Source organism: Rhodovulum sp. PH10, from assembly GCF_000293785.1.
GTDB lineage: Bacteria > Pseudomonadota > Alphaproteobacteria > Rhizobiales > Xanthobacteraceae > Rhodoplanes.
Window position 1 is genome coordinate 1 of record NZ_AKZI01000116.1, and the last position, 23,241, is coordinate 23,241.

Here is a 23,241-nt window from a genome sequence, read left to right on the forward strand (position 1 = left end):
CCGCGAAGGGAATCCCCCACGAGTCAGAAATTCGTTCGGCTGGTATTACGCCTTGGTCCCAAAATCGGGGACCATTTCAACCGGCATTATCGCGACGGTCGCGATCGACTCGACCCACATCAAGGCTCACCGCTCGGCGGCGGGCGGAAAAGGGGGGCCTTCAAGCAGGCGATCGGCCGCTCGCGCGGCGGGCGGACGACGAAAATCCACGCCCTGACCGATCACTGCGGTCGGCCGCTCGTTCTGTTGCTCTCGCCCGGCAACATCAACGACATCGCGTTCGCGCCGACGCTGATCGCCCGGGTCGGGCCGATCACCGGCCTCATCGCGGACAAGGCCTACGACGCCAACAGCCTCCGCCGCCTGCTCGCCGAGGGGCGGCGCCAAGGCCGTGATCCCGTCGACCACCAGCCGCAAGCAGCCGATCCCCTACGATCGCATCGCCTACAGGCGCCGCAATCGCATCGAACGGATGTTCTCGCGGCTCGAGGACTTCCGGCGCGTCGCAACCCGCTACGACAAGCTCGCCAGAAACTTCCTCGCCGGCGCCATCCTGGCCGCCACCGTCGCTTGGTGGCTCATTTGAGCCCCGACCCTAGCCCCTTCGCGCCACCCCGCGACGGGCATGGCCGCCGCTGCCAAGTCCGGCCCTCGCTTCGGCCGAACCGCTCTCCGTCCCGAGCAAACGCCTCGGACCCAAAGATTCAACAGCTCTCGAGTGCGAGCCGGTGTCGAGCCATCAGCGAAAATCGCCGTCGCCCCAGCGCTGCTGCCACATGCGCTCGCCGATCGTGCAGGAAACGCGTGGCTGCTCGGCGCTCGTGTTTTGCAGCACCGCCGGCGCGGCTCCGTGCCCGGCCGAGGATGGCGAGGCCGCCACCGGCGTCACCCGCGCCGCATCGGCGTGCGCCGGCGGGAGGCCGGCGACCTCCTGCACCAGCTTGGTGCGCGTCGCCTCCTTGAACTGGCTGCGGTCGCGGATCGGGATCACGAAGGCGGACGGCCCGCCGATCACGCAGTCCTCGTAATAGACGTCGAGATTTCCGATATCCATGCCGACCGGCGACGGCCGCTCGAGCAGCAGCGGCAAGCCGTTGATGGTGATGCCCTCGGCGAGCACCGCGTCGCGTGCGGCCGTGACCAGAGCCCCCTGATTGTTGGCGCCGTCGCCCGACACGTCGATCACCCGCCGCAGCCCGCGAAAGCCGCTGTCGCGCAAGAGCTGGGCGGAAAACTGCAGCGCGCCGGAGATCGAGGTGCGGTAGGCGCGACGGTACGGCGCCTCGGTGATGGCGGAGGCGAACGCTTCCGCGCTCGCCCGGCCGTCGATCACGTGCCACGGCACCACGACCTGCTGATCGAAGCTGCCGGCCCATTCGACATAGGCGACGGCGACCTTCCCGTGCATGCCCTGCGCGACGGCGCTCAAAAATTCCGGCGACACCAGCGCGCCGACATAACCCTCGCGTTGAAGGGCCTGCTCGCGGGTGTCCATCGAGTAGGAGATGTCGACCGCGAGCACCAGCACGACGTCCACCGCCGCCGACTCGTCGGGCTTCCTCTCGGCGATCTTCGTCTCCGCGGTCTTCCTCTCGGCAGCGGCCGACCCGTCGGCCTTTTTCACCTCGGCTTTCCTCACGTCGGCGGAAGTCTCCGCCGGCCGTGTCGTGGTCGTGAGAGGGCCCGAGCCGCCGAGCAGCATCACCGCCAGGACGAGGGCGATCGCCTGCCCGCCCCGGCTCCACCACGCCTTGCGCATCCCGCGTCTCCACCGTCGTCCGTCACCGCCGATCGGTCAGCGTGGCACGGCATTGCGGCCCGGACACACGGCGCGCGATCACGTTTTCATGAACGTGCCGACCGCCTCCTCGGGGGCGAGAAATCCCACCTCGAGCGCGTGCGCCACCGCCGGATGGGTGATCTTGCCGTCGTGCACGTTGAGGCCGGCGCGCAGATGCGGATCCTCGGCGAGCGCGCGGGCGACGCCCTTGTCGGCGAGCGCCAGCACGAACGGCAGCGTCGCGTTGTTGATGGCGAAGGTCGCGGTGCGGGCGACCGCGCCGGGCATGTTGGTGACGCAGTAATGCACCACGTCGTGCTGCACATAGGTCGGGCGCGAATGGGTGGTCGGGTGCGAGGTCTCGCAGCAGCCGCCCTGATCGATCGCGACGTCGACGATCGCCGCGCCGGGCTTCATTCGCTTCACCGTCTCGGCGGTGAGGAGACGGGGCGCGGTCGCCCCCGGCACCAGCACGGCGCCGATGACGAGGTCGGCGCGCCGGCACAGGCTGTCGATCGTGGTGGGCGTGGCGAACACGGTGCGCACCCGCCCGCCGAACCGGGCGATGATCCGGCGCAGCACGTCGGGGCTGCGGTCGAGCACGGTGACGTCGGCGCCCATGCCGGCGGCGATGAAGGCGGCGTTGGCGCCGACCACGCCGCCGCCGAGCACGACCACCTCGGCCGGCGGAACCCCGGCGACGCCGCCGAGCAGCACCCCACGGCCGCCGCGCGGCCGCTCGAGGCACCAGGCGCCCGCCTGCGGCGCGAGCCGGCCGGCGACCTCCGACATCGGGGTGAGCAGCGGCAGCGTGCCGTCCGCCGCGGTGACGGTCTCGTAGGCGATCGCGGTGACGCGGGAGGCGAGCAGGTCGCGCGCCTGCTCGGGATCGGGGGCGAGATGCAGATAGGTGAACAGCGTCTGGCCGCGCCGCAGCCGCTTGCGCTCGGCGGCGAGCGGCTCCTTCACCTTCACGATCAGCTCGGCGTCGTCGAACACCGGGTCCGGGCCGTTCACCAGCGTCGCACCGGCCGCGGCATAGGCGGCGTCGTCGTGGCCGGCACCGAGCCCGGCGCCCCGCTCCACCAGCACGGCGTGGCCGTGCGCGACCAGTTCGTGCACCGCGCTCGGGATCAGCCCGACGCGATCCTCGTGATCCTTGATCTCTCTCGGGACACCGATGCGCATGCGCCTTCTCCGTCGCGGACCCGTTCGCGGTCCGCGGGTGAGAATACCGCATGCAAGCAAAAGACCATACGCAAGACGACGCGACCCCCGCGACCGGCGGCCGCGAGACCGCCGTCGCACCGAGGCGCCGTCAGCGCTCGATCGTCTCGGTCGAGACGATCTCGATGCCGAAGCCGCCGAGACCGACATAGCGCTGCTCGGCCGAGGCCAGCAGGCGGATCGACGTCACGCCGAGATCCTTCAGGATCTGGGCGCCGAGCCCGATCTCGCGCCACTGCATCGAGCGCGCCTCCTCGGAGGAGCCGTTGCCGTTCTTGGGGAGTGCGGCCGCCGGCACGCCGACGGTGCCGTCGCGCAGGAAGACCAGCACGCCGCGGCCCTCCTCCTTGAAGCGGCGCAGCGCGGCATGGATCGCCGGGGCGCCGCCGAACGTGTCGCGCAGCAGATTGTGGCGATGCAGGCGGGCGAGCACGTCCTTGCCGTCGCCGATCGTGCCGTGCACCAGCGCCATGTGATGCACGCCCTCGAACGGCGTCACATAAGCGTAGCCGCGCAACGGGCCGATCTCGGTCTGCACGGTGAACTCGCTGATCCGCTCGACCAGCTTGTCGCGCGCCTGGCGGTAGGCGATCAGGTCGGCGACCGAGATCACCAGGAGCCCGTGCTTCTCGGCGAACGCCGCGACCTGCGGCCCGCGCATCACCGTGCCGTCGTCGTTCATCAGCTCGGCCAGCACGCCGACCGCCGGCAGGCCGGCGAGCTTGCACAGGTCGACGCAGGCTTCGGTATGGCCGGAGCGCATCAGCACGCCGCCCTCGCGGGCGACCAGCGGAAACACGTGGCCGGGGCGCACGAAGTCGCCGGCCGCGGTGTTGTGGTTGGCGAGCGCGCGGACCGTGTTGGTGCGCTCCTCGGCCGAGATGCCGGTGACGAAGCCGTGCTTGACGTCGACCGAGACGGTGAAGGCGGTGCCGAGCGGGGCGTCGTTGAGGGCGACCATCGGGTCGAGCCGAAGGCGCTTGGCCTCCTCGATCGACAGCGGCGCGCAGACGATGCCGGAGGTGTTGCGGATGACGAAGGCCATCTTCTCCGGCGTGCACATCGAGGCGGCGACGAACAGATCGCCCTCGTCCTCGCGGTCGTTGTCGTCGGTGACGATCACCAAATCGCCGCGGGCGAACGCCGCGATCGCGGTGTCCACCCGGTCTTTCGTCTCGTTGGTCATTCGCTGGCTTTCGTATGCGAAGGGGGCACCTGCTCGGCGGTGACGGCCGGCCGTGGGACCGGCCAAGCGGGCGGTGCGCCCACCTGTCCGCGCTGGCGGAGGTAGTGATCGGCGAGGACGCACGCAACCATCGCCTCGGCGACCGGAACGGCCCGGATGCCGACGCACGGGTCGTGGCGTCCCTTGGTGATCAGCTCGGTGTCCTCGCCGTGGCGCGTGACGGTCGCGCGCGGGGTGAGGATCGAGGAGGTCGGCTTGACGGCGAAGCGGGCGACCACCGGCTCGCCGGTCGAGATGCCACCCAGGATGCCGCCGGCGTGATTGGAGAGGAAGCGCGGGCGGCCGTCGTTGCCCATCCGCATCTCGTCGGCATTGTCCTCGCCGGACAGCGCGGCGGCGGCAAACCCTTCGCCGATCTCGACGCCCTTGACGGCGTTGATGCCCATCAGCGCGGCCGCGAGGTCGGCGTCGAGCTTGCCGTAGACCGGCGCGCCGAGCCCCGCCGGCACGCCCTCGGCGACCACCTCCACCACCGCGCCGATCGACGAGCCGCGCTTGCGCACGTCGTCCAAAAGGTCGGCGAAGACGCGGGCGGCCTCGGCGTCCGGGCAGAAGAAGTCGTTGCGGCCGACCTCGTCCCAGTCCCAGCGCGCGCGGTCGATCGTGTGCCGGCCGATCTGCACCAGCGCGGCGCGCACGACGACACCCGGCAGCACCTTGCGGGCGATCGCCCCGGCGGCGACGCGGGCCGCGGTCTCGCGGGCCGACGAGCGGCCGCCGCCGCGATAATCGCGGATGCCGTACTTGGCGTCGTAGGCGTAGTCGGCATGGCCCGGCCGGTAGGCGGCGGCGATCTCGGAATAGTCCTTGGAGCGCTGGTCGGTGTTCTCGATCAAGAGCGCGATCGGCGTGCCGGTGGTGACCTGGGCGCCGGTCTGCGGATCGGCAAAGACGCCCGAAAGGATCTTCACCGCGTCCGGCTCGCGCCGCTGGGTGGTGAAGCGCGACTGTCCGGGCCGCCGGCGATCGAGATCGGCCTGGATCTCGGCTTCCGTCAGCGGGATGCGCGGCGGGCAGCCGTCGACCACGCAGCCGAGCGCGACCCCGTGGCTCTCGCCGAAGGTCGTGACGCGAAACGCGTGGCCGAAGGTGTTGAACGACATGATGGGAGTTCCGTGGTGCCGTGTCGTAGCGCGCGCGTTTTCGGGGGTCAAATCGCCCCTGCCCTGCGCCGCCCGCGACCGCAGGCCGGCACCGCCGCCGGGCACCCGTGCCGGGCGGCGGGACCGGACGAACCGCGGCGTCGGGGGCCGCCGAATCGGCGGCGGCTCGGGCTCGCCGGCGGCGGGCGGACCCCATTTGCATCCTGCGAGTATTCGAATGCCCTCCACACCACTCTGCCGGGCCGATTCCTGACGATCGGTTCATCCGCCTGAACGCCCGTTAAGGGCAACCTGAACGTCTGTTAAGTTACGGATTTTATTGCTGTTTTTTTGATTTTCCGGTTGCCGGGGCAAGGCCCGCGGAGTACAAGGCCAGGGTCGGCGCGGGAGCGTGACGCGCTCGAGCCGGACAGAACTCTGGAGGACCGAACGATGGCCAAGAAGAAGAGCAAGAAGAAGTAATCTCCTCTGCCTCCGTGCAGAGCGATCACGGCACCGTCCCGATGCTTCGAGACGACGTGCCGGCAATCGAGAAGGACGGTCGGAGCACTCCGCTCCGCGCCGGGCACACCACCGGAGGACCGGACGATGGCCAAGAAGAAGTCCAAGAAGAAGTAATCTCCTTTGCCCCTGTGCAGAGCGATCACGGCACCGTCCCGATGCTTCGAGACGACCTGCCGACAACCGAGAAGGACGGTCGGAGCATGCCGCTCCGCGCCGGGCACACGACCGGAGGACCGGACGATGGCCAAGAAGAAGTCCAAGAAGAAGTAATTCTTCCCCCGCGCCATGCGCGGAGACGGCCGACCCGGGACGGTTCGAGCTTTCGGACCCCACGACGGCGGCCAGGGAAAAAATCGGGTGGTGCGCAGCGTCGCTCGCGCACCGGACATGCAACCGGAGGATCCGACGATGGCCAAGAAGAAGAGCAAGAAGAAGTAATTCGTCTGCAGCAATGCAGAACGATCGCCGACATCGGCTCGAACGGGCCTCTCGGCATCACCGGATAAAAAGGGCCGGCCTCGCGCCGGCCTTTTTATTTTTATCGCCTTTCGCCTCTTTTCCCGGACCGCCTCGTTCGGGCCTTGCCGCACCGCCCCCCGCCACCAGTCTCCGCCGCGCGCGACGTTCACCACCAGGCGGTTGCAGCGAACCCGTCACGGTTGCCGGAAAACGCCGCAAGATCCGGCGCATGGCACCGTTTGCGGATCTGCCCCGACTTGAACCGGCCTCGGCCCCGCTGGCATCCTGAACAGCGATTCGGGAGATGGGGGATGGCGATGCGGTTGTTTCTTCGAGCCGGCGTGTCACTGATCGTGATGGCGGCGGCGGTAGGCTCGGCCGCGGCCGCCGACCTGCCTGCGAGGGTGCCCACCGAGGCGCCGCTCGCCGCCCCGCCGGTCGACTGGACCGGCTTCTATGTCGGTGCCCATGTCGGCAACGCCTTTGCCCGAAACAACTGGGTCGCCGGCGAAGGCGGGCTCGCCGGCATCGTGCCGCTCGGCGGCACCGGCACCGCCGACGGCGCGTTCGGCGGCGTTCAGGCCGGCTTCAACCTGCAGCGCGGCGCCGCCGTGCTCGGGCTGGAGATCGACGGCAGCGCCGCCGACCTCGACGGCAATGCCCGCTGCCTCGTGGCGGAGGCCCTCTGCACCACCCGCGTCGACGCGATGGGCACGGTCACCGCCCGGCTCGGCTGGGCATTCGACCAGATGCTGGTCTATGCCAAGGCCGGCGGCGCCTGGGCGCACGTGACGTCGCGCCTCGCCCGTTACGACGAGGCCGAGACGCCGGACGGCGACGACATCCGGCTCGGCTGGACGGTCGGTGCCGGAGCCGCGGTCGCGCTGTCGCCCGCCTGGTCGGCCCGGCTCGGCTGGGATTATGTCGATCTCGGCACCGGCTCCACCACGGTCACGCTCGGCTCCGGCGAGCCGGCCGAGGTCGCCGCCGATCGGCGCATCCACCGGGTGACGCTCGGCCTCGACCGAAAGCTCGACTGGGGATTTGGCCCGCTGACGACGGCGGCGGGCGCCCTGCCGATGCTGCCGCTCGCCATGCACGCGGCCGACCCTTCGGTGCCACCCTGGAGGATCGAGGTCGGCACCCGCGTCTGGTATGCCACCGGCCACACCCAGAAGGACCTGTTCGACCCGTTCGAGACCGCCCGGCTCAACTCGCGGCTTCTCTATGGCGACACCGACAGCGTCGCGGGCGAAACATTCGGCCGGCTCGACCACCGCAGCGGGCTGTTCGTGAAGGGATATTTCGGCGCCGGCGGGCTCGACGGCGGCACGCTGCGCGACGAGGATTTTCCCGGCGAGACCTTCTACTCCAACACCGCCTCCGAGCTGAAGAACGGCCGGCTGCGCTATGCCGGCGCCGATATCGGCTGGCGGATTCTTGCGACCCCCGAGGGCGAGCTCGGCCCCTATCTCGGCTATCGCTACGTGCACGAGCGGGTGAACGGCTTCGGCTGCCGCCAGACCGCCACCGACGCGGTGTGTGATCCGGCGCTCTCCGGCCTCGGCCTGAGCGAGACCACCACTTGGCGCGGCCCGGCGGTCGGCCTGAACGCCCGCACCCGGCTCGGCGACCGCCTCCGGCTCGAGGTCGACGGCGCCGTGCTGCCCTACGTCGCCCGCTCCGGCTACGACAATCACTGGTTCCGCCCCGACATCGACCCGCAGATCGAGCCCGGCCACGGCTGGGGCGGCCAGATCGAGGCGGTGCTGTCCTATGCGGTGACGCCGCAATGGAGCGTCGGCGTCGGCGGCCGCTACTGGTACTTCACCACCACCGAGGCGCACACCCAGTTTCCCGGCTCCGCCCCCGACTCGCCGATGACCTTCGTCACCGAGCGTTATGGCGGCTTTCTGCAGGCCTCCTACACGATCGACCCCGCGAAGACGCCGGCGGCCGAGCCTTTGTTGGCGGTGAAGGCCCCGCGCAAAGAGGTGGGGCCGCGCGACTGGTCCGGCATTCATCTCGGCGTTCATGTCGGGGCGGCGTTCGGCCGGACCGACTGGACGCCGGCGACCCCCGCCGGCCCCGGCGAGGGCGACGTCGACGGCTCGCTCGCCGGCCTCCAGCTCGGCATCGACCATCAGCTCGGCGCCTGGGTGATCGGCCTCGAGGGCAGCGTGAGCGTCGGCGATCTCGACGGCAATGCGCCGTGCGCCTCCGGCCTCACCTGCCACACCCGCGCCGACCGGTTCGCCTCGCTGACCGGCCGGCTCGGTTATGCGGTCGGCGACGCGCTCCTCTACGGCAAGGCGGGTGCCGCCTGGATCCGCGACCGGCACGACGCCGTGCAGCTGTTCGATCCGCACGTCCACACCGCCGACGTCACCCGCACCGGCTGGACGGTCGGCACCGGCCTCGAATACGCGCTCGGGCCGCGCTGGTCGGCGCGGATCGAGTACGATTATGCCGATTTCGGCAGCGAAGGGGTGAGTTTTGCCGACGGGCCCGGCGGCGCGCGGACGATCGAGATCGAGCAGTCGGTGCACACCGTGCGGCTCGGCGCCAATTACCGCTTCGGCAAGGCGGGACCGGCCGAGAGCGCGGCGAGCAGCGCGCCGCCCGCGCCGTGGGCGCCGCTCGGCTTTTCGGCGGCCGACCGTAGCGTCGCCTTCGACTGGACCGGGCTCCGGCTCGGCATCCATCTCGGCAGCGGCCATGCCGACACCGACTGGAGCAACCCGTTCGGCCCGCAGATTTTCGGCGATGCGGTGACGAGCCACGGCTGGCTCGCCGGCGGCCAGATCGGCATCGACCGCCAGTTCGGCAAGCTGGTGCTCGGCGCCCAGGCGGACGTGTCGGGCGCCCGCATCGACGGCACCAGCACCTGCCTGGTCGGGCTCGAGCCGACCGTCGGCGGGGTGAACTGCCGCGCCGAGATCGACGCGCTCGGCACCATCACCGGGCGGGCCGGCTGGGCCTTCGGGCAAACGCTCCTCTATGCCAAGGGGGGTGCCGCCTGGGCGCACGACCGGGCGACGCTGAACCTCGTCGGGGTCGGCGACCTCGACCGCGAGGCGGACGGCGTGCGCTGGGGCTGGACGATCGGCGCCGGCATCGAGCACGCGATCCGCCGCGACCTCTCCGTCTCGCTCGAATACGGCTATCTCGCGCTCGGCAGCGACACCGCCGATTTCGGCCTGCCGCCGTCCGGCGCGGCGATCGATCGTCTCGCGCTGACGCAGGACGTCCACGTCGCCAAGCTCGGCGTGAACTGGCTGTTTTCGACGCCGGCCGTGTTGCAGCCGGCGCGCTGAGGCACGGCGCCCGGAGGCGGCGTCCCGTCACGGCATCCTGCCCGCGCGGGCAGCGACGGCACACAAAAGAGGCGGCACACAAAAGAGGCGGCACCTCGCGGCGCCGCCTCTTTTTTTCGTTGCGTTCGTCGTCCTGTCGTCGGACCGGCGCGTCGGACCGGCGAGCCGCCGATCCGGCCAGTGACGAAACCTCAGTGCGCGGTGAGCGCCGAGGCGTCGTCACCGTCGACCGGGGCTTCGGCCGCGGTGGCGTGCACCTTGGTCTCGTCCCACTCGATCGGCTCCGGCACGCGGGTCAGCGCGCGGGCCAACACCTCGTCCATCCGAGTCACCGGCACGATCTCGAGGTCGCTCTTCACCGTCTCGGAGATGTCGACCAGATCCTTGGCGTTCTCCTCCGGGATCAGCACCGTCTTGATGCCGCCGCGGTGGGCGGCGAGCAGCTTCTCCTTGAGGCCGCCGATCGGCAGCACGCGGCCGCGCAGCGTGATCTCGCCGGTCATCGCGACGTCGCGGCGCACCGGGATGCCGGTCATCACCGAGATGATCGCCGTGACCATGGCGACGCCCGCCGACGGCCCGTCCTTCGGGGTCGCCCCCTCCGGCACGTGGACGTGGATGTCGCGCTTCTCGAACAGCGGCGGCTCGATGCCGAAGGCGATCGCGCGCGAGCGAACATAGGACGCCGCCGCCGAGATCGACTCCTTCATCACGTCGCGAAGGTTGCCGGTGACGGTCATCTTGCCGCGACCCGGCATCATCAAGCCTTCGATCGTCAGAAGCTCGCCGCCGGCATCGGTCCAGGCGAGGCCGGTGACGACGCCGACCTGATCCTCCTCCTCGATCTCGCCGTGGCGATATTTCGGCACGCCGAGATAGTCGCCGATCGTCTCGGTCGTCACCTCGATCGTCGCCTTCTGCGAGATCATCAGTTCCTTGACCGCCTTGCGGGCGAGCGTCGACAGCTCCCGCTCGAGGTTGCGCACGCCCGCCTCGCGGGTGTAGCGGCGGATCAGCAGCAGCAGCGCGTCGTCGTCGATCGACCACTCCTTGGTGTCGAGGCCGTGCTTCGACAGCGCGTTCGGGATCAGGTGCCGCCGCGCGATCTGGACCTTCTCCTCCTCCGTGTAGCCGGCGATCCGGATGATCTCCATGCGGTCCATCAGCGGCGCCGGGATGTTCAGCGTGTTCGCCGTGGTGATGAACATCACGTTGGAGAGGTCGTAGTCGACCTCGAGATAATGGTCGTTGAAGGTGTGGTTCTGCTCGGGGTCGAGCACCTCGAGCAGCGCCGACGACGGGTCGCCGCGGAAGTCCGAGCCCATCTTGTCCACCTCGTCGAGGAGGAAGAGCGGGTTCGACGACTTGGCCTTGCGCATCGACTGGATGATCTTGCCGGGCATCGAGCCGATATAGGTGCGCCGGTGGCCACGGATCTCGGCCTCGTCACGCACGCCGCCGAGCGACACGCGCACGAACTCGCGCCCGGTCGCCTTGGCGATCGACTTGCCGAGCGAGGTCTTGCCGACGCCGGGCGGGCCGACCAGGCACAGGATCGGGCCGCTCAGCTTGTTGGCGCGGCTCTGCACGGCGAGATACTCGACGATCCGCTCCTTGACCTTCTCGAGGCCGTAGTGATCGGTGTCGAGGGTCTCCTCGGCGAGCGTGAGATCCTTCTTGACCTTGGTCTTCTTGTTCCACGGGATCGACAGGAGCCAGTCGAGATAGTTGCGCACCACCGTCGCCTCGGCCGACATCGGCGACATCTGGCGGAGCTTCTTCAGCTCGTGCTGCGCCTTCTCGCGGGCCTCCTTCGACAGCTTGGTCTTCTTGATCTTGTCCTCGAGCTCGGCGAGCTCGTCGCGGCCGTCCTCGTCGCCCAGCTCCTTCTGGATCGCCTTCATCTGCTCGTTGAGGTAGTACTCGCGCTGGGTCTTCTCCATCTGCCGCTTGACGCGGGTCCGGATGCGCTTCTCCACCTGCAGGACGGAGATCTCGCTCTCCATCAGGCCGAGCACCTTCTCGAGCCGCTCGGTCACCACCGTGGTCTCGAGAATCCCCTGCTTGTCGGGGATCTTGACCGCGAGGTGCGAGGCGACCGTGTCGGCGAGCTTGGCGTAGTCGTCGATCTGCTGAACGACGCCGACCACCTCGGGCGACACCTTCTTGTTGAGCTTCACGTAGCCTTCGAACTCGGTGACCACCGAGCGGGCCAGCGCCTCGGCCTCGACCTTCTCGCCGATGTGGTCGGCCAGCACCTCGGCCTCGGCCTCGTAATAGTCGACCCGGTCGGTGTAGCCGATCACGCGCGCGCGCTCGGTGCCCTCGACCAAAACCTTCACGGTACCGTCGGGCAGCTTGAGGAGCTGCAGCACGCTGGCCAGCGTGCCGACCTCGTAGATGGCGTCGGCGGCGGGATCGTCGTCGGACGCGTTCTTCTGGGTCGCGAGCAGGATGTAGGAATCGGAACGCATCACCTCTTCGAGCGCGCGGATCGATTTCTCGCGGCCGACGAAGAGCGGGACGATCATGTGGGGGAACACCACGATGTCACGCAGCGGGAGAACCGGATAGGCCCGAACCTCTCCGGGCTGCGGCAGGACACGTGGCTTGGTGGGTGTCGTCATGGTCCGATCCTTGTTCTTCTGGAGTACCCCTCCGTGTCGACCCGAGATCGGCGTCTCGACGGAGTGTGCATGGACCGGGAAGGGAGCGCAGGCACGACGAGCGGGCTGCACACCGGCGGGGACGAGACCCTGCCCGGACTAACGGCTCGAACGCCTCACTCGACTTTTTGGACGTCCGCCCCGTTCTTAGGTGGCGACCCGCCGGGGGTGTGTCAAGGAAACGGACTTTGCGCCCCCGACGACCACTCCCCCCCGACGACCGGACGCGCCGTCCGGACCTCGGTCCGTATCACGTCGCGGCGTCCGCCCGGCGCATTCCCCGCGCGCCGGGCTCTTCTCGCTTCTCGTCAGGCGCTGGCGCCGGCGTCACCGGCCGCGCGATCGGCGTAGATGTAGAGCGGACGCGCGGTCCCCTCCACCACCTCGCGGGAGATCACCACCTCCTCGACGCCTTCGAGGCTCGGCAGATCGAACATGGTGTCGAGCAGGATGCTCTCCATGATCGACCGCAGGCCGCGGGCGCCGGTCTTGCGCTCGATCGCCTTGCGGGCGATCGCGCCGAGCGCTTCCTCGGCGAGCGTGAGGTCGATGTTCTCCATCTCGAACAGGCGCTGATACTGCTTCACGAGCGCGTTCTTCGGCTCGAGCAGGATGCGCTTGAGCGCCGCCTCGTCGAGATCCTCGAGGGTGGCGACCACCGGCAGGCGGCCGACGAACTCGGGGATCAGGCCGTATTTCAGCAAATCTTCCGGCTCGACGTGACGGAAGATCTCGCCGGCCTTGCGGTCCTCGGGGGCCGCGACGGTGGCGGCGAAGCCGATCGAGGTGGTGCGGCCGCGGCCGGAGATGATCTTCTCGAGGCCGGCGAACGCGCCGCCGCACACGAACAGGATGTTGGTCGTGTCGACCTGCAGGAACTCCTGCTGCGGATGCTTGCGCCCGCCCTGCGGCGGCACCGACGCGACGGTGCCTTCCATGATCTTCAGGAGCGCCTGCTGCACGCCCTCGCCCGACACGTCACGAGTGATCGACGGGTTGTCCGACTTGCGGCTGATCTTGTCGATCTCGTCGATATAGACGATGCCGCGCTGCGCCCGCTCGACATTGTAGTCGGCGGCCTGCAGCAGCTTCAGGATGATGTTCTCGACGTCCTCGCCGACATAGCCGGCTTCCGTGAGGGTGGTGGCGTCGGCCATCGTGAACGGCACGTCGAGGATGCGGGCCAGCGTCTGCGCGAGCAGCGTCTTGCCCGAGCCGGTCGGCCCGATCAGCAGAATGTTCGACTTCGCCAGCTCGACGTCGTTGTGCTTGGCCTGATGGTTGAGCCGCTTGTAGTGATTGTGGACGGCGACCGACAGCACCTTCTTGGCGTGATCCTGACCGATCACGTAGTCGTCGAGCACCTTGCGGATCTCGCGCGGGGTCGGGATACCGTCCCGCGACTTCACCAGCGAGGACTTGTTCTCCTCACGGATGATGTCCATGCACAGCTCGACGCACTCGTCGCAGATGAACACGGTCGGTCCCGCGATCAGCTTGCGAACCTCGTGCTGGCTCTTGCCGCAGAACGAGCAGTAAAGCGTGTTCTTGGAGTCGCTTCCGCCGACCTTGCTCATTCTCATTCTCCACAGGTCCGCTGCACCGACGCCGTGGTCGGAGCATGCGATTGTAATGACGAGGACCCGTCGTGACCAATCCGTAGCAAACCCGTCACCTTTCGCCAGTCTGTCCGGCGACCCTTCTGCTCGTAGGCCTAACGAAACACGCTACCGTTCGGATAATCAAGATTCCATTAACGATACGAAGACCGCCTGCCGCGACTGTCTTTCGTCGTGCTCCGATCGGGGTCCGTGGGCTCCTTCCGAGCCCTGCTCATGCAAGCCTCGTTCCAGTTCGGTCGAGACTCGTCTCTTGCTCGACGGTGGCGCCCAATCGTGGCGAAAACGAAGCGCCCTCGTACTGCACCGCAGCGAGGACGGCCGCCGTCGAGAGGCCGGCCGTCGCTCGAAAACGCCGGCGGGGCACATCGGCTCCCCACGGTCGGCTCCCGCCGCGGGTCGCAGGGCTCCGCTCGTCGGGCGGGTTGGTCCCGCCGTTCGCGCGGGCGGCTCGCGCGCGCCCGTATCCGCCGCCACCGGCATCCGGCGGCGTGCGCGCCGAGGACGAGGCCGTCAGACCTTCTCCACCTCCTCGGGGCGACGCTCGATCACCTTGTCGATCAGCCCGAACTCCTTGGCGCCCTCGGCGGTGAAGAACTGGTCGCGCTCCAGCGCCTCCTCGATCTTCTTGATCTCCTGGCCGGTGTGCACGACGTAGATCTCGTTCAGCCGGCGGCGGAGATTGATGATCTCCTGGGCGTGAATCATGATGTCGGTCGCCTGGCCCTGGAAGCCGCCGGACGGCTGGTGAACCATGATGCGCGCGTTCGGCAGGGCGAAGCGCATGTCCTTGTGGCCGGCGGTGAGCAGCAGCGAGCCCATCGAGGCGGCCTGGCCGGTGCACAGCGTCGACACCGCCGGGCGGATGAACTGCATGGTGTCGTAGATCGCCAGGCCCGACGTCACCACGCCACCCGGCGAGTTGATGTACATCGCGATCTCTTTCTTCGGGTTCTCCGCCTCGAGAAAGAGCAGCTGCGCGACGATCAGCGACGACATCCCGTCCTCGACCACGCCGGTGACGAAGATGATGCGCTCCTTGAGGAGCCGCGAATAGATGTCGTAGGCGCGCTCGCCCCGGTTGGTCTGCTCGACCACCATGGGCACGAGATAGTTCATGTAGGTGTCGACGGGATCCCGCATCTTGCTCGACCTTGCCAAATGTTCGGGCGCGTCACCGCATACCCGAGCACGACCACCCGGGGGCGTCCGCGCCGATCACAGATATATGCTCATCCGCCGGCGACAAGACGTCGGCGGAACAATGCGAGTGGCGAGTGGTGAAAGGGCGAATAGCGAGCAGCGAGTAGCGAGTTGTGACCGGCGGCACCACGTCGTGGCGGACTGCCGCGCTGTCATCACCATTCGCTATTCCCTATTCCATTCGCCACTCGTCACTCGCCATTCCCTACTCGCCACTGCGCCGCTCGCTGCGGAGCAGCGCGTGCGCGACTCACGCCGCGGCCGCCGGGCCTTCGTCCTCGGCCTTGAACAGCTCGTCGCGCGACACCGGCGTGTCGTTGACGGTGGCGAGCTCCAGCAGGAAGTCGACCACCTTCTCCTCGAAGATCGGCGCGCGCACCGAGGCGACCGCCGCCGGGGTCTTGCGGTAGAACTCCCAGACCTGCTGCTCCTGGCCCGGATACATCCGCGCCCGCTCGACGATCGCCCGCGAGACCTCCTCGTCGGTGACCGTGATCGAATTCTTCTCGCCGATCTCGGCCAGCACCAGGCCGAGCCGCACGCGCCGGTCGGCGATGGTGCGGTACTCCTCCTTGGCCTTCTCCTCCGAGGTGCCCTCGTCCTCGAACGAGCGGTTCTGCCGCTTCAGGTCGGAGGTCACGGTCTCCCACACCGACTTGAACTCCTCCTCGACGAGGGTCGGCGGCGGGTCGAACTTGTGCAGCTCGTCGAGCTTGTCGAGCAGCGCGCGCTTGACCTTGTAGCGGCTCTGCTCGCCGTGCTCGCCCTTCAGGCGCTCGGTGATCGCCGCCTCGAGCTTCTCGAGCGATTCGAGGCCGAGCCGCTTGGCGAACTCGTCGTCGATCGTCACCTCTTCCGGCGCCTCGACCGCCTTGACGATCACCTCGAACACCGCGGTCTTGCCGGCGAGGTTTTCGGCCATGTAGTCGGCCGGGAAGGTCACCGTCACGGTGCGGGTCTCGTCGGCCTTGGCGCCGACCAGCTGCTCCTCGAAGCCCGGGATGAACGAGCCGGAGCCGAGCACCAGCGGCACGTCCTCGCCGGAGCCGCCCTCGAACGGAACGCCGTCGAGCGTGCCGGTGAAATTGACCACCAGGCGGTCGCCGTTCTCGGCCTGCGCCCCCTCGGGGCGCGCCGCGAACGCCTTGTTCTGGTCGGCGAGCCGCTTCAGCGTATCGTCGATCTCCTCGCGCGACACCTCGGCGACCGGACGGTCGAGCGTGATCGTCTTGAAGTCGGCGAGCTCGATCGGCGGCACCACCTCGAGGGCGATCGTGTAGGACAGGTCGGCGGCGCCCGAGACGACGCGCTCGAGCTCGTCCTTGTCCTCCGGCATCTTGATCTCCGGCTCCATCGCGAGCTTGAAGCCGTTGTCGGAGACGATCTTGGCATTGGTCTCGCGGACCAGCTCCTCGATCGTCTCGGCCATCACCGCGCGGCCGTAGAGCTTGCGCAGGTGGGCGACCGGCACCTTGCCGGGACGGAAGCCGTTGAGGCGGACCTGGTCCTTCAGCCGCCCCAGCCGGTCGGTGAGCCGGCTCTCCAGGTCGGCCGCCGGGACGACCACCCGGAATTCGCGCTTCAGCCCGTCGGCAGTGGTTTGGGTCACATCCATGTCAGTCTCGTGTGGTGATGTTCGGGAGCGGTCGCGCGAATGCGCGATCGCACGTCGGTCGACACCCGCGCGGCTCCGGCGTGGTGCGGGCGGAGGGACTTGAACCCCCACGACTTTCGTCAACGGAACCTAAATCCGTCGCGTCTACCAGTTCCGCCACGCCCGCCGGGGCCGCGCCCGGCCTGCCGAGCCTCCGCGCGCGGGCGGGCTTATAACACGCCGAGTCGCGGGCGCATCACAAAAATGGGCATTTGGGGGCACCCCTGCCACGCCCGGGCAGCGGGCCGGGACGATCTTTTCACAGGATGCCCGCATCCTTTGCACGCGCGCAAGCCCCCGAGAGGCGAACGGCAGGCGACCGGCGGAACGGAGGCAGCGGAGGGATTCGGCGGCGCCGCCGGGCACGGCCACCGTGAGTCGTGCCGAGGGAAACGCCTCAGGGACAATCGCGACGGGGGATTCGCGACGGGGAATTGACGACAAAAAAGTCGCGGCGCCGACCGAGCGGGCGGCCCCCGGCCCTCTTCGCGACCGGCCCTCTTCGCGACCGGCGCTCCGTCGCGCCAGGGGCGCGCCCCGGCCCCCGTTGCATCGTTTCACCGCTTCACCGTTTCACCGGTTCACCGGCGAGCCGGTCAGTTGGCCCGGCCGTTGCCGGCGCCCATCAGCGTGCGGATGGTCTCGGCGATCGCCGAGGGGCGATACGGCTTCTTGAGAAAGACGCTGCCCGGCACCTGCTCGGCCCGCTCGACGGTATAGCCCGTGGCGTAGATCACCGGCAGCTCCGGCTTGCACTCGCGCACCGTGGCGGCGAGCCGCCAGCCGTCCATCTCGCCCGGCAGGCGGATGTCGGTGAACAGCACGTCGACCGACTGGCCGCTCTGGATGATCGACAGCGCCGCCTCGGCGGTGTCCGCCTCGAGGACGGAAAAGCCCTGGTCGGTGAGCTCCTGCGAGATCATGTCGAGCACCAGGGGCTCGTCCTCGACGATCAGGACGGTGACGTCGTTCGCAATGTCCGGTCTCATGGGCACGCCGCGACGTTCGAGACCAGCCCCGGAGCGAAGGAGGACGCGAAGATCGGAGGGCTCGCCATCCGAGCCCGTGGAAGATAGAGCCGGACCGTCGTACCGGCCCCGAACGTGCTGTCCAGAACGGCGGTGCCGCTCGACTGAACGGCGAACCCGTAGGCCTGGCTGAGGCCGAGGCCCGATCCTTCGCCGACCGGCTTGGTCGTGAAGAACGGCTCGAACGCCCTGCTCGCTACCTCTTCGGTCATACCCACACCCGTGTCTGATACGGCGATCTCGATATAGTCCTCGGGCACCAGCCCGAGCTCCGCGATCGTTCGGTCCCCGACGGCGACGTTCCGGGTGGTCACCACCAGATTGCCACCGTCCGGCATGGCATCGCGCGCATTGACGGCGAGATTGAGGATGGCGCTCTCGAGCGCGTCGGGATCGACCCGGGTCTGCCACAGGTCGAAGGTGAGGTTGGTCACCACCCGGATGTTGCCGCCGAGCGTGCGGCGCAGCGTGTCGGCGAGGTGCTCGAGGACGTCGTTGGCGTTCATCACGGTGGGGGCGAGCGGCTGGCGGCAGCCGAAGGCGAGCAGCCGGTGGGTCAGCACCCCGGCCCGCTCGGCGCCGAGCGCGGCGCCGCGAATGGCCCGGGCGAGCTGGCGCGAGCCCTCCTGCGGCAGAAGCCTGCGGGCACGCTCGAGATTGCCGATCACCGCGGTCATCAGGTTGTTGAAATCGTGGGCGATGCCGGCGGTGAGCTGGCCGATCGCCTCCATCTTCTGGGCCTGGCGCAGCATCTCCTCGGCGCGGCGGCGCTCCTCGCGCTCGCCCTCCAGCGCCTCGAGCGCGCGGTCGCGCTCCTCGATCTGGCGGCGCAGCGCCTCGTTGGCGCGGCGCAGGTCGCCGGCGGACGGCAGCGCCAGGGCTTTGGGCAGCAGCGGCCACAGCGCGACCGCGGTCGCCAGCGCCGCCCCCGCCGCGAGGGCCTTGCCGAGCCCCTCGAGCAGATAGGCCGACTGCCACATGGTCAGGATGTCGAGGAGCTGGGCGACGCCGCAGGCGACGAACACCGCGCCGAGCGCCCAGGCGACCCAGCCGAACACCAGGTCGTTCCGTTTCGCGACGAAGACCGCGAGGACGATGGGAATCGAGAGGTAGGACAACGCGATGACCGCGTCGGACACGACGTGCAGGGAGAGGAGATCGGTGCGCCAGGCCAAGCAGACGCCTTGCGGCACGGCCTCCTTCGTGTCGAGCAATGCTTGCAGAATGGCCATCCACCGCCTCCCGAAACCCGAGTTGCCCCCAGGACGTTCGTCGCCCCCCCGAGCGACTTCGTCCATGTCCGGCCTGCGAGGGTCCCCATCCTCGATGGCCGGGAATCCATCGACCAATTATGGCAAGGTTGAGCCAAGGTTGCGTGTCGTCACCGATTTCTGCTCCGGATCCATGGCGTGCCGAAGGTCTTTCGAGGGCCGGAATCCGGCCGGTGCGACGGATCGCGGACCCGCGACCGCGGCGCGACCGCCGTCGCGGCCGGTCCCGCGAACGGTGTCCTGACACTGGCGTATATCGCTGGCATGGCTTCCGAAAGGTCCTCGGCGATCAATCCCGTCCCGACCACCCGGGCCGCCTCGGCATGAAGCCAGGCGGCGGCCGCGGCGGCATCGAAGGCCGTCATCCCCTGCGCGGACAGGCCCGTCACGAGCCCGGTGAGAACATCCCCGGCTCCCGCAGTCGCGAGATCGGGAGGGCCATTGGCATTGATCGCGGTGCGTCCGTCAAGATCGGCAATCACGGTGTCCGCGCCCTTGAGGAGCACCACCGCGTGTGCGAGCCGGGCGCCCGCGTGTGCCCGCAAAAGCTTCGAGCGGGCGTTGCGAACCTCGTCGAAGCGACCGAACAAGCGAGAGAATTCGCCTTCGTGCGGGGTCAGCACCACGCCGCCGGCGGGATGCGCCGCGATCGCCTCGAACAGCGCGGCCGGATCGTCGGCGAAGCTCGTCAGGGCATCGGCGTCGAGCACCACGGCGCGGCGGCCGGCGAGCGCCGCGAGAACGAGATCGCGGGTGTCCTGCCCCACCCCGAGCCCCGGCCCGAGCGCCACCGCATTGAACCGCTCGTCGGCGAGAAACGACGAAAGCGCGCCGGCGCCGTCGACCGCGCGCACCATCACCGCGAGGTTGGTGGCGGCGTTCACCGCCAGCGCGTCGGAGGGCGACGCCAGCGTCACGAGCCCCGCCCCGGCGCGCAGCGCGGCACGCGCGGAAAGCCGCGCGGCGCCGGTGGTGGAGGCGCCGCCCGACACCACGACCGCGTGGCCACGCCCGTATTTGTGCCCTGCAGCAGCGGGTGACGGCAGTTTCGCGCCCCACACCGCCGGGCCGTTCAGCACCGTACGCGGGCGGATCGCTGCGAGCACCGAAGCCGGAATCCCGATGTCGACGACGTGCAGCCGGCCGCATTGGAGCCGGCCCGGCAGCAGCCAGTGACCCGGTTTTCCGCGGAAGAAGGTGACGCTCTCGTCGGCCCGGACGGCGACGCCCATCACCGCCCCGGTGGTGCCGTTGACGCCGCTCGGCAGGTCGACCGCGACCACCGCGGCGCCGGCGTCGCGGGCGGCCAGCATCGCCTCGATCATCGCCTTCGGCAGGCCCTCGACCGGGCGGTCGAGGCCGGCGCCGAACAGCGCGTCGACCACCACGTGAGCCCCGGCGATCGCGGCCGGGTCGGCGGCGATCGTCGGGCCGCTCCAGCGGGCGGCGGCGGCCGCCGCGTCTCCCTTCAACTTTTCGTGAGACCCCGCCAGAGCGACCGTCGCGCGGTAGCCGCGCTCGGAAAGATGGCGCGCCGTGACGAATCCGTCGCCGCCATTGTTGCCCGGCCCGGCCACCACGACGACCCGGCTGCCCGGCGGATCGCGGCGTGCGACCAGATCGGCGACCGCCCGCCCGGCATTCTCCATCAGCACCGCGCCCGGCGTGCCGGCGGCGATCGTCAGGCGATCGGCCTCGCCCATCTCGGCGGTGGTGAGCAAGGGGTCGGCGAAGGCGGTGGCGTCTGTCTCGGATGTCATCCCGGCATCCTAAAAGGTGCTCCCCGCCGACGGCGACGGGACGGCCCTGCGCTCTCCGCATGGCCCCTGCATTTCGCGTTCCGAAACGTGCGCCGCGACGACGTGATTCCACGACGACGCAGCACCATCATCATACCTCGAAATCGCACCGCGGACGCCAATGGTCGCGAAATGCGTCGCGCCATGATCAAACCAAAGGCAGTTTGCATAATATCTCGCCAGCGTCCGACGAAAGTCCTGGCCACGCCCCCGCTTCCGATGCTTCAACGGCTTGTGCAGCCGCGAAAATACGGGCGGCGGCCGATTGGCATAGACCCTGCTATCGGGGGAGCGGGCCGGCTGGGTTTCGGCCTCCGGCGGGCCGGGGGAGACGAGGAGCGATGAAAAAGATCGAGGCGATCATCAAGCCGTTCAAGCTCGACGAGGTCAAAGAAGGTCTCCAAGAGGTCGGGCTTCAGGGAATCACGGTGACGGAGGCCAAGGGCTTCGGACGTCAGAAGGGACACACCGAGCTCTACCGGGGCGCCGAGTACGTCGTCGACTTTCTCCCCAAAGTGAAGATCGAGATTGTGCTGGCGGATGATATGGTCGAGAAGGCGATCGACGCGATCCGTCGCGCCGCTCAGACCGGGCGAATCGGCGACGGCAAGATCTTCGTCTCCAATGTCGAGGAAGCCATCCGCATCCGGACCGGCGAGACCGGGCTGGACGCCATCTGACAGCGCGAGCCCACGGTCGGCCGAACCGGTGGCTCAATCGTAACGTACCCAACCAAAGGATGCATCTATGACGACGGCCAAAGACGTGCTGAAGCTGATCAAGGACAACGACGTCAAGTACGCCGATCTCCGCTTCACCGATCCGCGGGGCAAGTGGCAGCACGTCACCTTCGATATCTCGCAGATCGAGGAGGAGACCTTCTCCGAGGGCGTGATGTTCGACGGCTCCTCGATCGCCGGCTGGAAGGCGATCCACGAGTCCGACATGTGCCTGATGCCCGATCCGGCGACCGCCACCATCGACCCGTTCTTCGCCGAGACCACCGTGGTGCTGGTCTGCGACGTGCTCGAGCCGACCACCGGCGAGCCCTACAATCGCGACCCGCGCGGCATGGCCAAGAAGGCCGAGGCGATGGTCCGCTCGCTCGGCGTGGGCGACACCATCTATTTCGGCCCCGAGGCCGAGTTCTTCGTGTTCGACGACGTGAAGTTCTCCGCCGACCCGTATCAGTGCGGCTTCAAGGTCGACTCGGTCGAGCTGCCGATCAACGGCGCGACCGAGTACGAAGGCGGCAATCTCGGCCACCGGATCGGCTTCAAGAAGGGCTACTTCCCGGTGCCGCCGCAGGACTCCTGCCAGGACATGCGCTCCGAGATGCTCGCGGCGATGGCCAAGATGGGCGTCAAGGTCGAGAAGCATCACCACGAGGTGGCGTCGGCCCAGCACGAGCTCGGCATGCAGTTCGCGCCGATGGTCTCGATGGCCGACCAGCTGATGGTCTACAAGTACTGCATCCAGATGGTCGCCAACGTCTACGGCAAGACCGCGACCTTCATGCCGAAGCCGGTCTATGGCGACAACGGCTCGGGCATGCACTGCCATCAGTCGATCTGGAAGGACGGCAAGCCGGTGTTCGCCGGCAACAAGTACGCCGACCTCTCCGAGGTGTGCCTCTCCTACATCGCCGGCATCATCAAGCACGCCAAGGCGATCAACGCGTTCTCCAACCCGTCGACCAACTCCTACAAGCGTCTGGTCCCGGGCTTCGAGGCGCCGGTGCTGCTCGCCTACTCGGCGCGTAACCGCTCGGCCTCGTGCCGCATCCCCTACACCACCAACCCGAAGGCCAAGCGCGTCGAGGTCCGCTTCCCCGACCCGATGGCGAACCCGTACCTCGCCTTCGCGGCGATGACGATGGCCGGCCTCGACGGCGTCAAGAACAAGCTCGATCCCGGCCCGGCGATGGACAAGGATCTGTACGACCTGCCGAAGGCGGAGCTGCAACAGATCCCGACCGTGTGCGGCTCGCTGCGCGAGGCGCTCGAGAACCTCGACAAGGACCGCGCGTTCCTGAAGGCCGGCGGCGTGTTCGACGACGACTTCATCGACGCCTATATCGAGCTGAAGATGACCGAGGTCATCAAGTTCGAGCATACCCCGCATCCGGTCGAGTACGAGATGTACTACTCGGCCTGAGCAGAACCTCCTCCGCGATCGTCATACGTACGATCCACTGGGCGTCCCTTCGGGGGCGCCCTTTTTTTGTTTGGTCGGCGAGTGGGGAGTGGGGAGTGGGGAGTGGGGAGTGGGGAGTAGCGAATAGGGAGTGGCGAATGGCGAGTGGGGAATGGCGAATGATACCAGCGGCGGGAAACTATGACCTCATCCTGAGGGTCGCCGAAGG

Annotated in this window: 15 protein-coding genes, 1 tRNA gene and 1 pseudogene; 5 read left to right on the top strand and 12 right to left on the bottom strand. The window is 68.7% G+C overall.

What is annotated here, in order from left to right; genetic code table 11:
* Positions 1-97: 97 nt before the first annotated feature.
* Together A33M_RS25405 and A33M_RS23150 are read left to right on the top strand one after the other, a co-directional pair.
* Positions 98-379 (top strand): annotated as a pseudogene (locus tag A33M_RS25405) (transposase); the annotation flags it as partial.
* Between the two features lie 12 nt (positions 380-391).
* Positions 392-586, top strand: coding sequence for a transposase (locus A33M_RS23150; protein ID WP_008389891.1), 195 nt, complete (start codon positions 392-394; stop codon positions 584-586).
* A 153-nt stretch (positions 587-739) separates the two neighbouring features.
* Here the strand turns inward: A33M_RS23150 and A33M_RS17465 are convergent, their stop codons facing one another.
* From A33M_RS17465 to aroC, 4 genes are all read right to left on the bottom strand, one after another.
* Positions 740-1,759, bottom strand: coding sequence for a DUF1194 domain-containing protein (locus tag A33M_RS17465; RefSeq protein ID WP_008389893.1), 1,020 nt, complete (start codon positions 1,757-1,759; stop codon positions 740-742).
* Between the two features lie 78 nt (positions 1,760-1,837).
* Entirely contained in the window at positions 1,838-2,968 is a 1,131-nt protein-coding gene (ald, locus tag A33M_RS17470) for an alanine dehydrogenase (protein WP_008389895.1), read from the bottom strand.
* Positions 2,969-3,098: 130 nt separating this feature from the next.
* Positions 3,099-4,193 (bottom strand): 3,4-dihydroxy-2-butanone-4-phosphate synthase, encoded by a 1,095-nt coding sequence (gene ribB / locus A33M_RS17475; RefSeq protein ID WP_008389897.1) that lies wholly within the window; start codon positions 4,191-4,193, stop codon positions 3,099-3,101.
* Entirely contained in the window at positions 4,190-5,356 is a 1,167-nt protein-coding gene (aroC, locus tag A33M_RS17480) for a chorismate synthase (RefSeq protein WP_008389899.1), read from the bottom strand. Before aroC ends, ribB begins: the two co-directional genes overlap by 4 nt.
* Positions 5,357-6,630: 1,274 nt before the next feature.
* On the opposite strand from aroC, the gene A33M_RS17490 reads away from it, so the two are divergent.
* A complete protein-coding gene (locus A33M_RS17490; RefSeq protein WP_008389901.1) occupies positions 6,631-9,636 on the top strand; it encodes an outer membrane beta-barrel protein in 3,006 nt (1,001 codons plus the stop codon).
* A 191-nt stretch (positions 9,637-9,827) separates the two neighbouring features.
* On the opposite strand, the gene lon is transcribed toward A33M_RS17490, so the two are convergent.
* The 8 genes from lon to A33M_RS17530 form a co-directional block, all read right to left on the bottom strand.
* Complete coding sequence (gene lon / locus A33M_RS17495) at positions 9,828-12,263, bottom strand: endopeptidase La (protein ID WP_040621395.1); 2,436 nt, start codon at positions 12,261-12,263, stop codon at positions 9,828-9,830.
* Between the two features lie 347 nt (positions 12,264-12,610).
* Positions 12,611-13,879: an ATP-dependent Clp protease ATP-binding subunit ClpX gene (gene clpX / locus A33M_RS17500; protein ID WP_008389908.1), complete on the bottom strand. Its 1,269-nt coding sequence runs from the start codon at positions 13,877-13,879 to the stop codon at positions 12,611-12,613.
* 555 nt (positions 13,880-14,434) lie between these two features.
* Positions 14,435-15,064, bottom strand: coding sequence for an ATP-dependent Clp protease proteolytic subunit (locus tag A33M_RS17505; protein ID WP_008389911.1), 630 nt, complete (start codon positions 15,062-15,064; stop codon positions 14,435-14,437).
* Positions 15,065-15,374: 310 nt separating this feature from the next.
* The gene (gene tig, locus A33M_RS17510; RefSeq protein WP_040621397.1) at positions 15,375-16,739 is read right to left on the bottom strand and encodes a trigger factor; all 1,365 of its coding nucleotides are present in this window, start codon (positions 16,737-16,739) and stop codon (positions 15,375-15,377) included.
* A gap of 81 nt (positions 16,740-16,820) precedes the next feature.
* Positions 16,821-16,905, bottom strand: a tRNA-Leu gene (locus tag A33M_RS17515).
* Between the two features lie 469 nt (positions 16,906-17,374).
* Complete coding sequence (locus tag A33M_RS17520) at positions 17,375-17,767, bottom strand: response regulator (protein WP_008389916.1); 393 nt, start codon at positions 17,765-17,767, stop codon at positions 17,375-17,377.
* Positions 17,764-19,038 (bottom strand): ATP-binding protein, encoded by a 1,275-nt coding sequence (locus tag A33M_RS17525; RefSeq protein ID WP_008389918.1) that lies wholly within the window; start codon positions 19,036-19,038, stop codon positions 17,764-17,766. The genes A33M_RS17520 and A33M_RS17525 overlap by 4 nt, the downstream gene beginning before the upstream one ends.
* Before the next feature lie 149 nt (positions 19,039-19,187).
* On the bottom strand, positions 19,188-20,837 hold the full coding sequence (locus A33M_RS17530; RefSeq protein WP_008389920.1) for a bifunctional ADP-dependent NAD(P)H-hydrate dehydratase/NAD(P)H-hydrate epimerase: 1,650 nt from the start codon (positions 20,835-20,837) through the stop codon (positions 19,188-19,190).
* A gap of 380 nt (positions 20,838-21,217) precedes the next feature.
* Between A33M_RS17530 and A33M_RS17535 the strand changes: the two genes are divergently transcribed.
* Both A33M_RS17535 and glnA read left to right on the top strand, forming a co-directional pair.
* Positions 21,218-21,556 (top strand): P-II family nitrogen regulator, encoded by a 339-nt coding sequence (locus A33M_RS17535; protein ID WP_008389921.1) that lies wholly within the window; start codon positions 21,218-21,220, stop codon positions 21,554-21,556.
* 67 nt (positions 21,557-21,623) lie between these two features.
* Complete coding sequence (gene glnA, locus A33M_RS17540) at positions 21,624-23,033, top strand: type I glutamate--ammonia ligase (RefSeq protein ID WP_008389922.1); 1,410 nt, start codon at positions 21,624-21,626, stop codon at positions 23,031-23,033.
* The last annotated feature ends 208 nt before the right edge of the window (positions 23,034-23,241 follow it).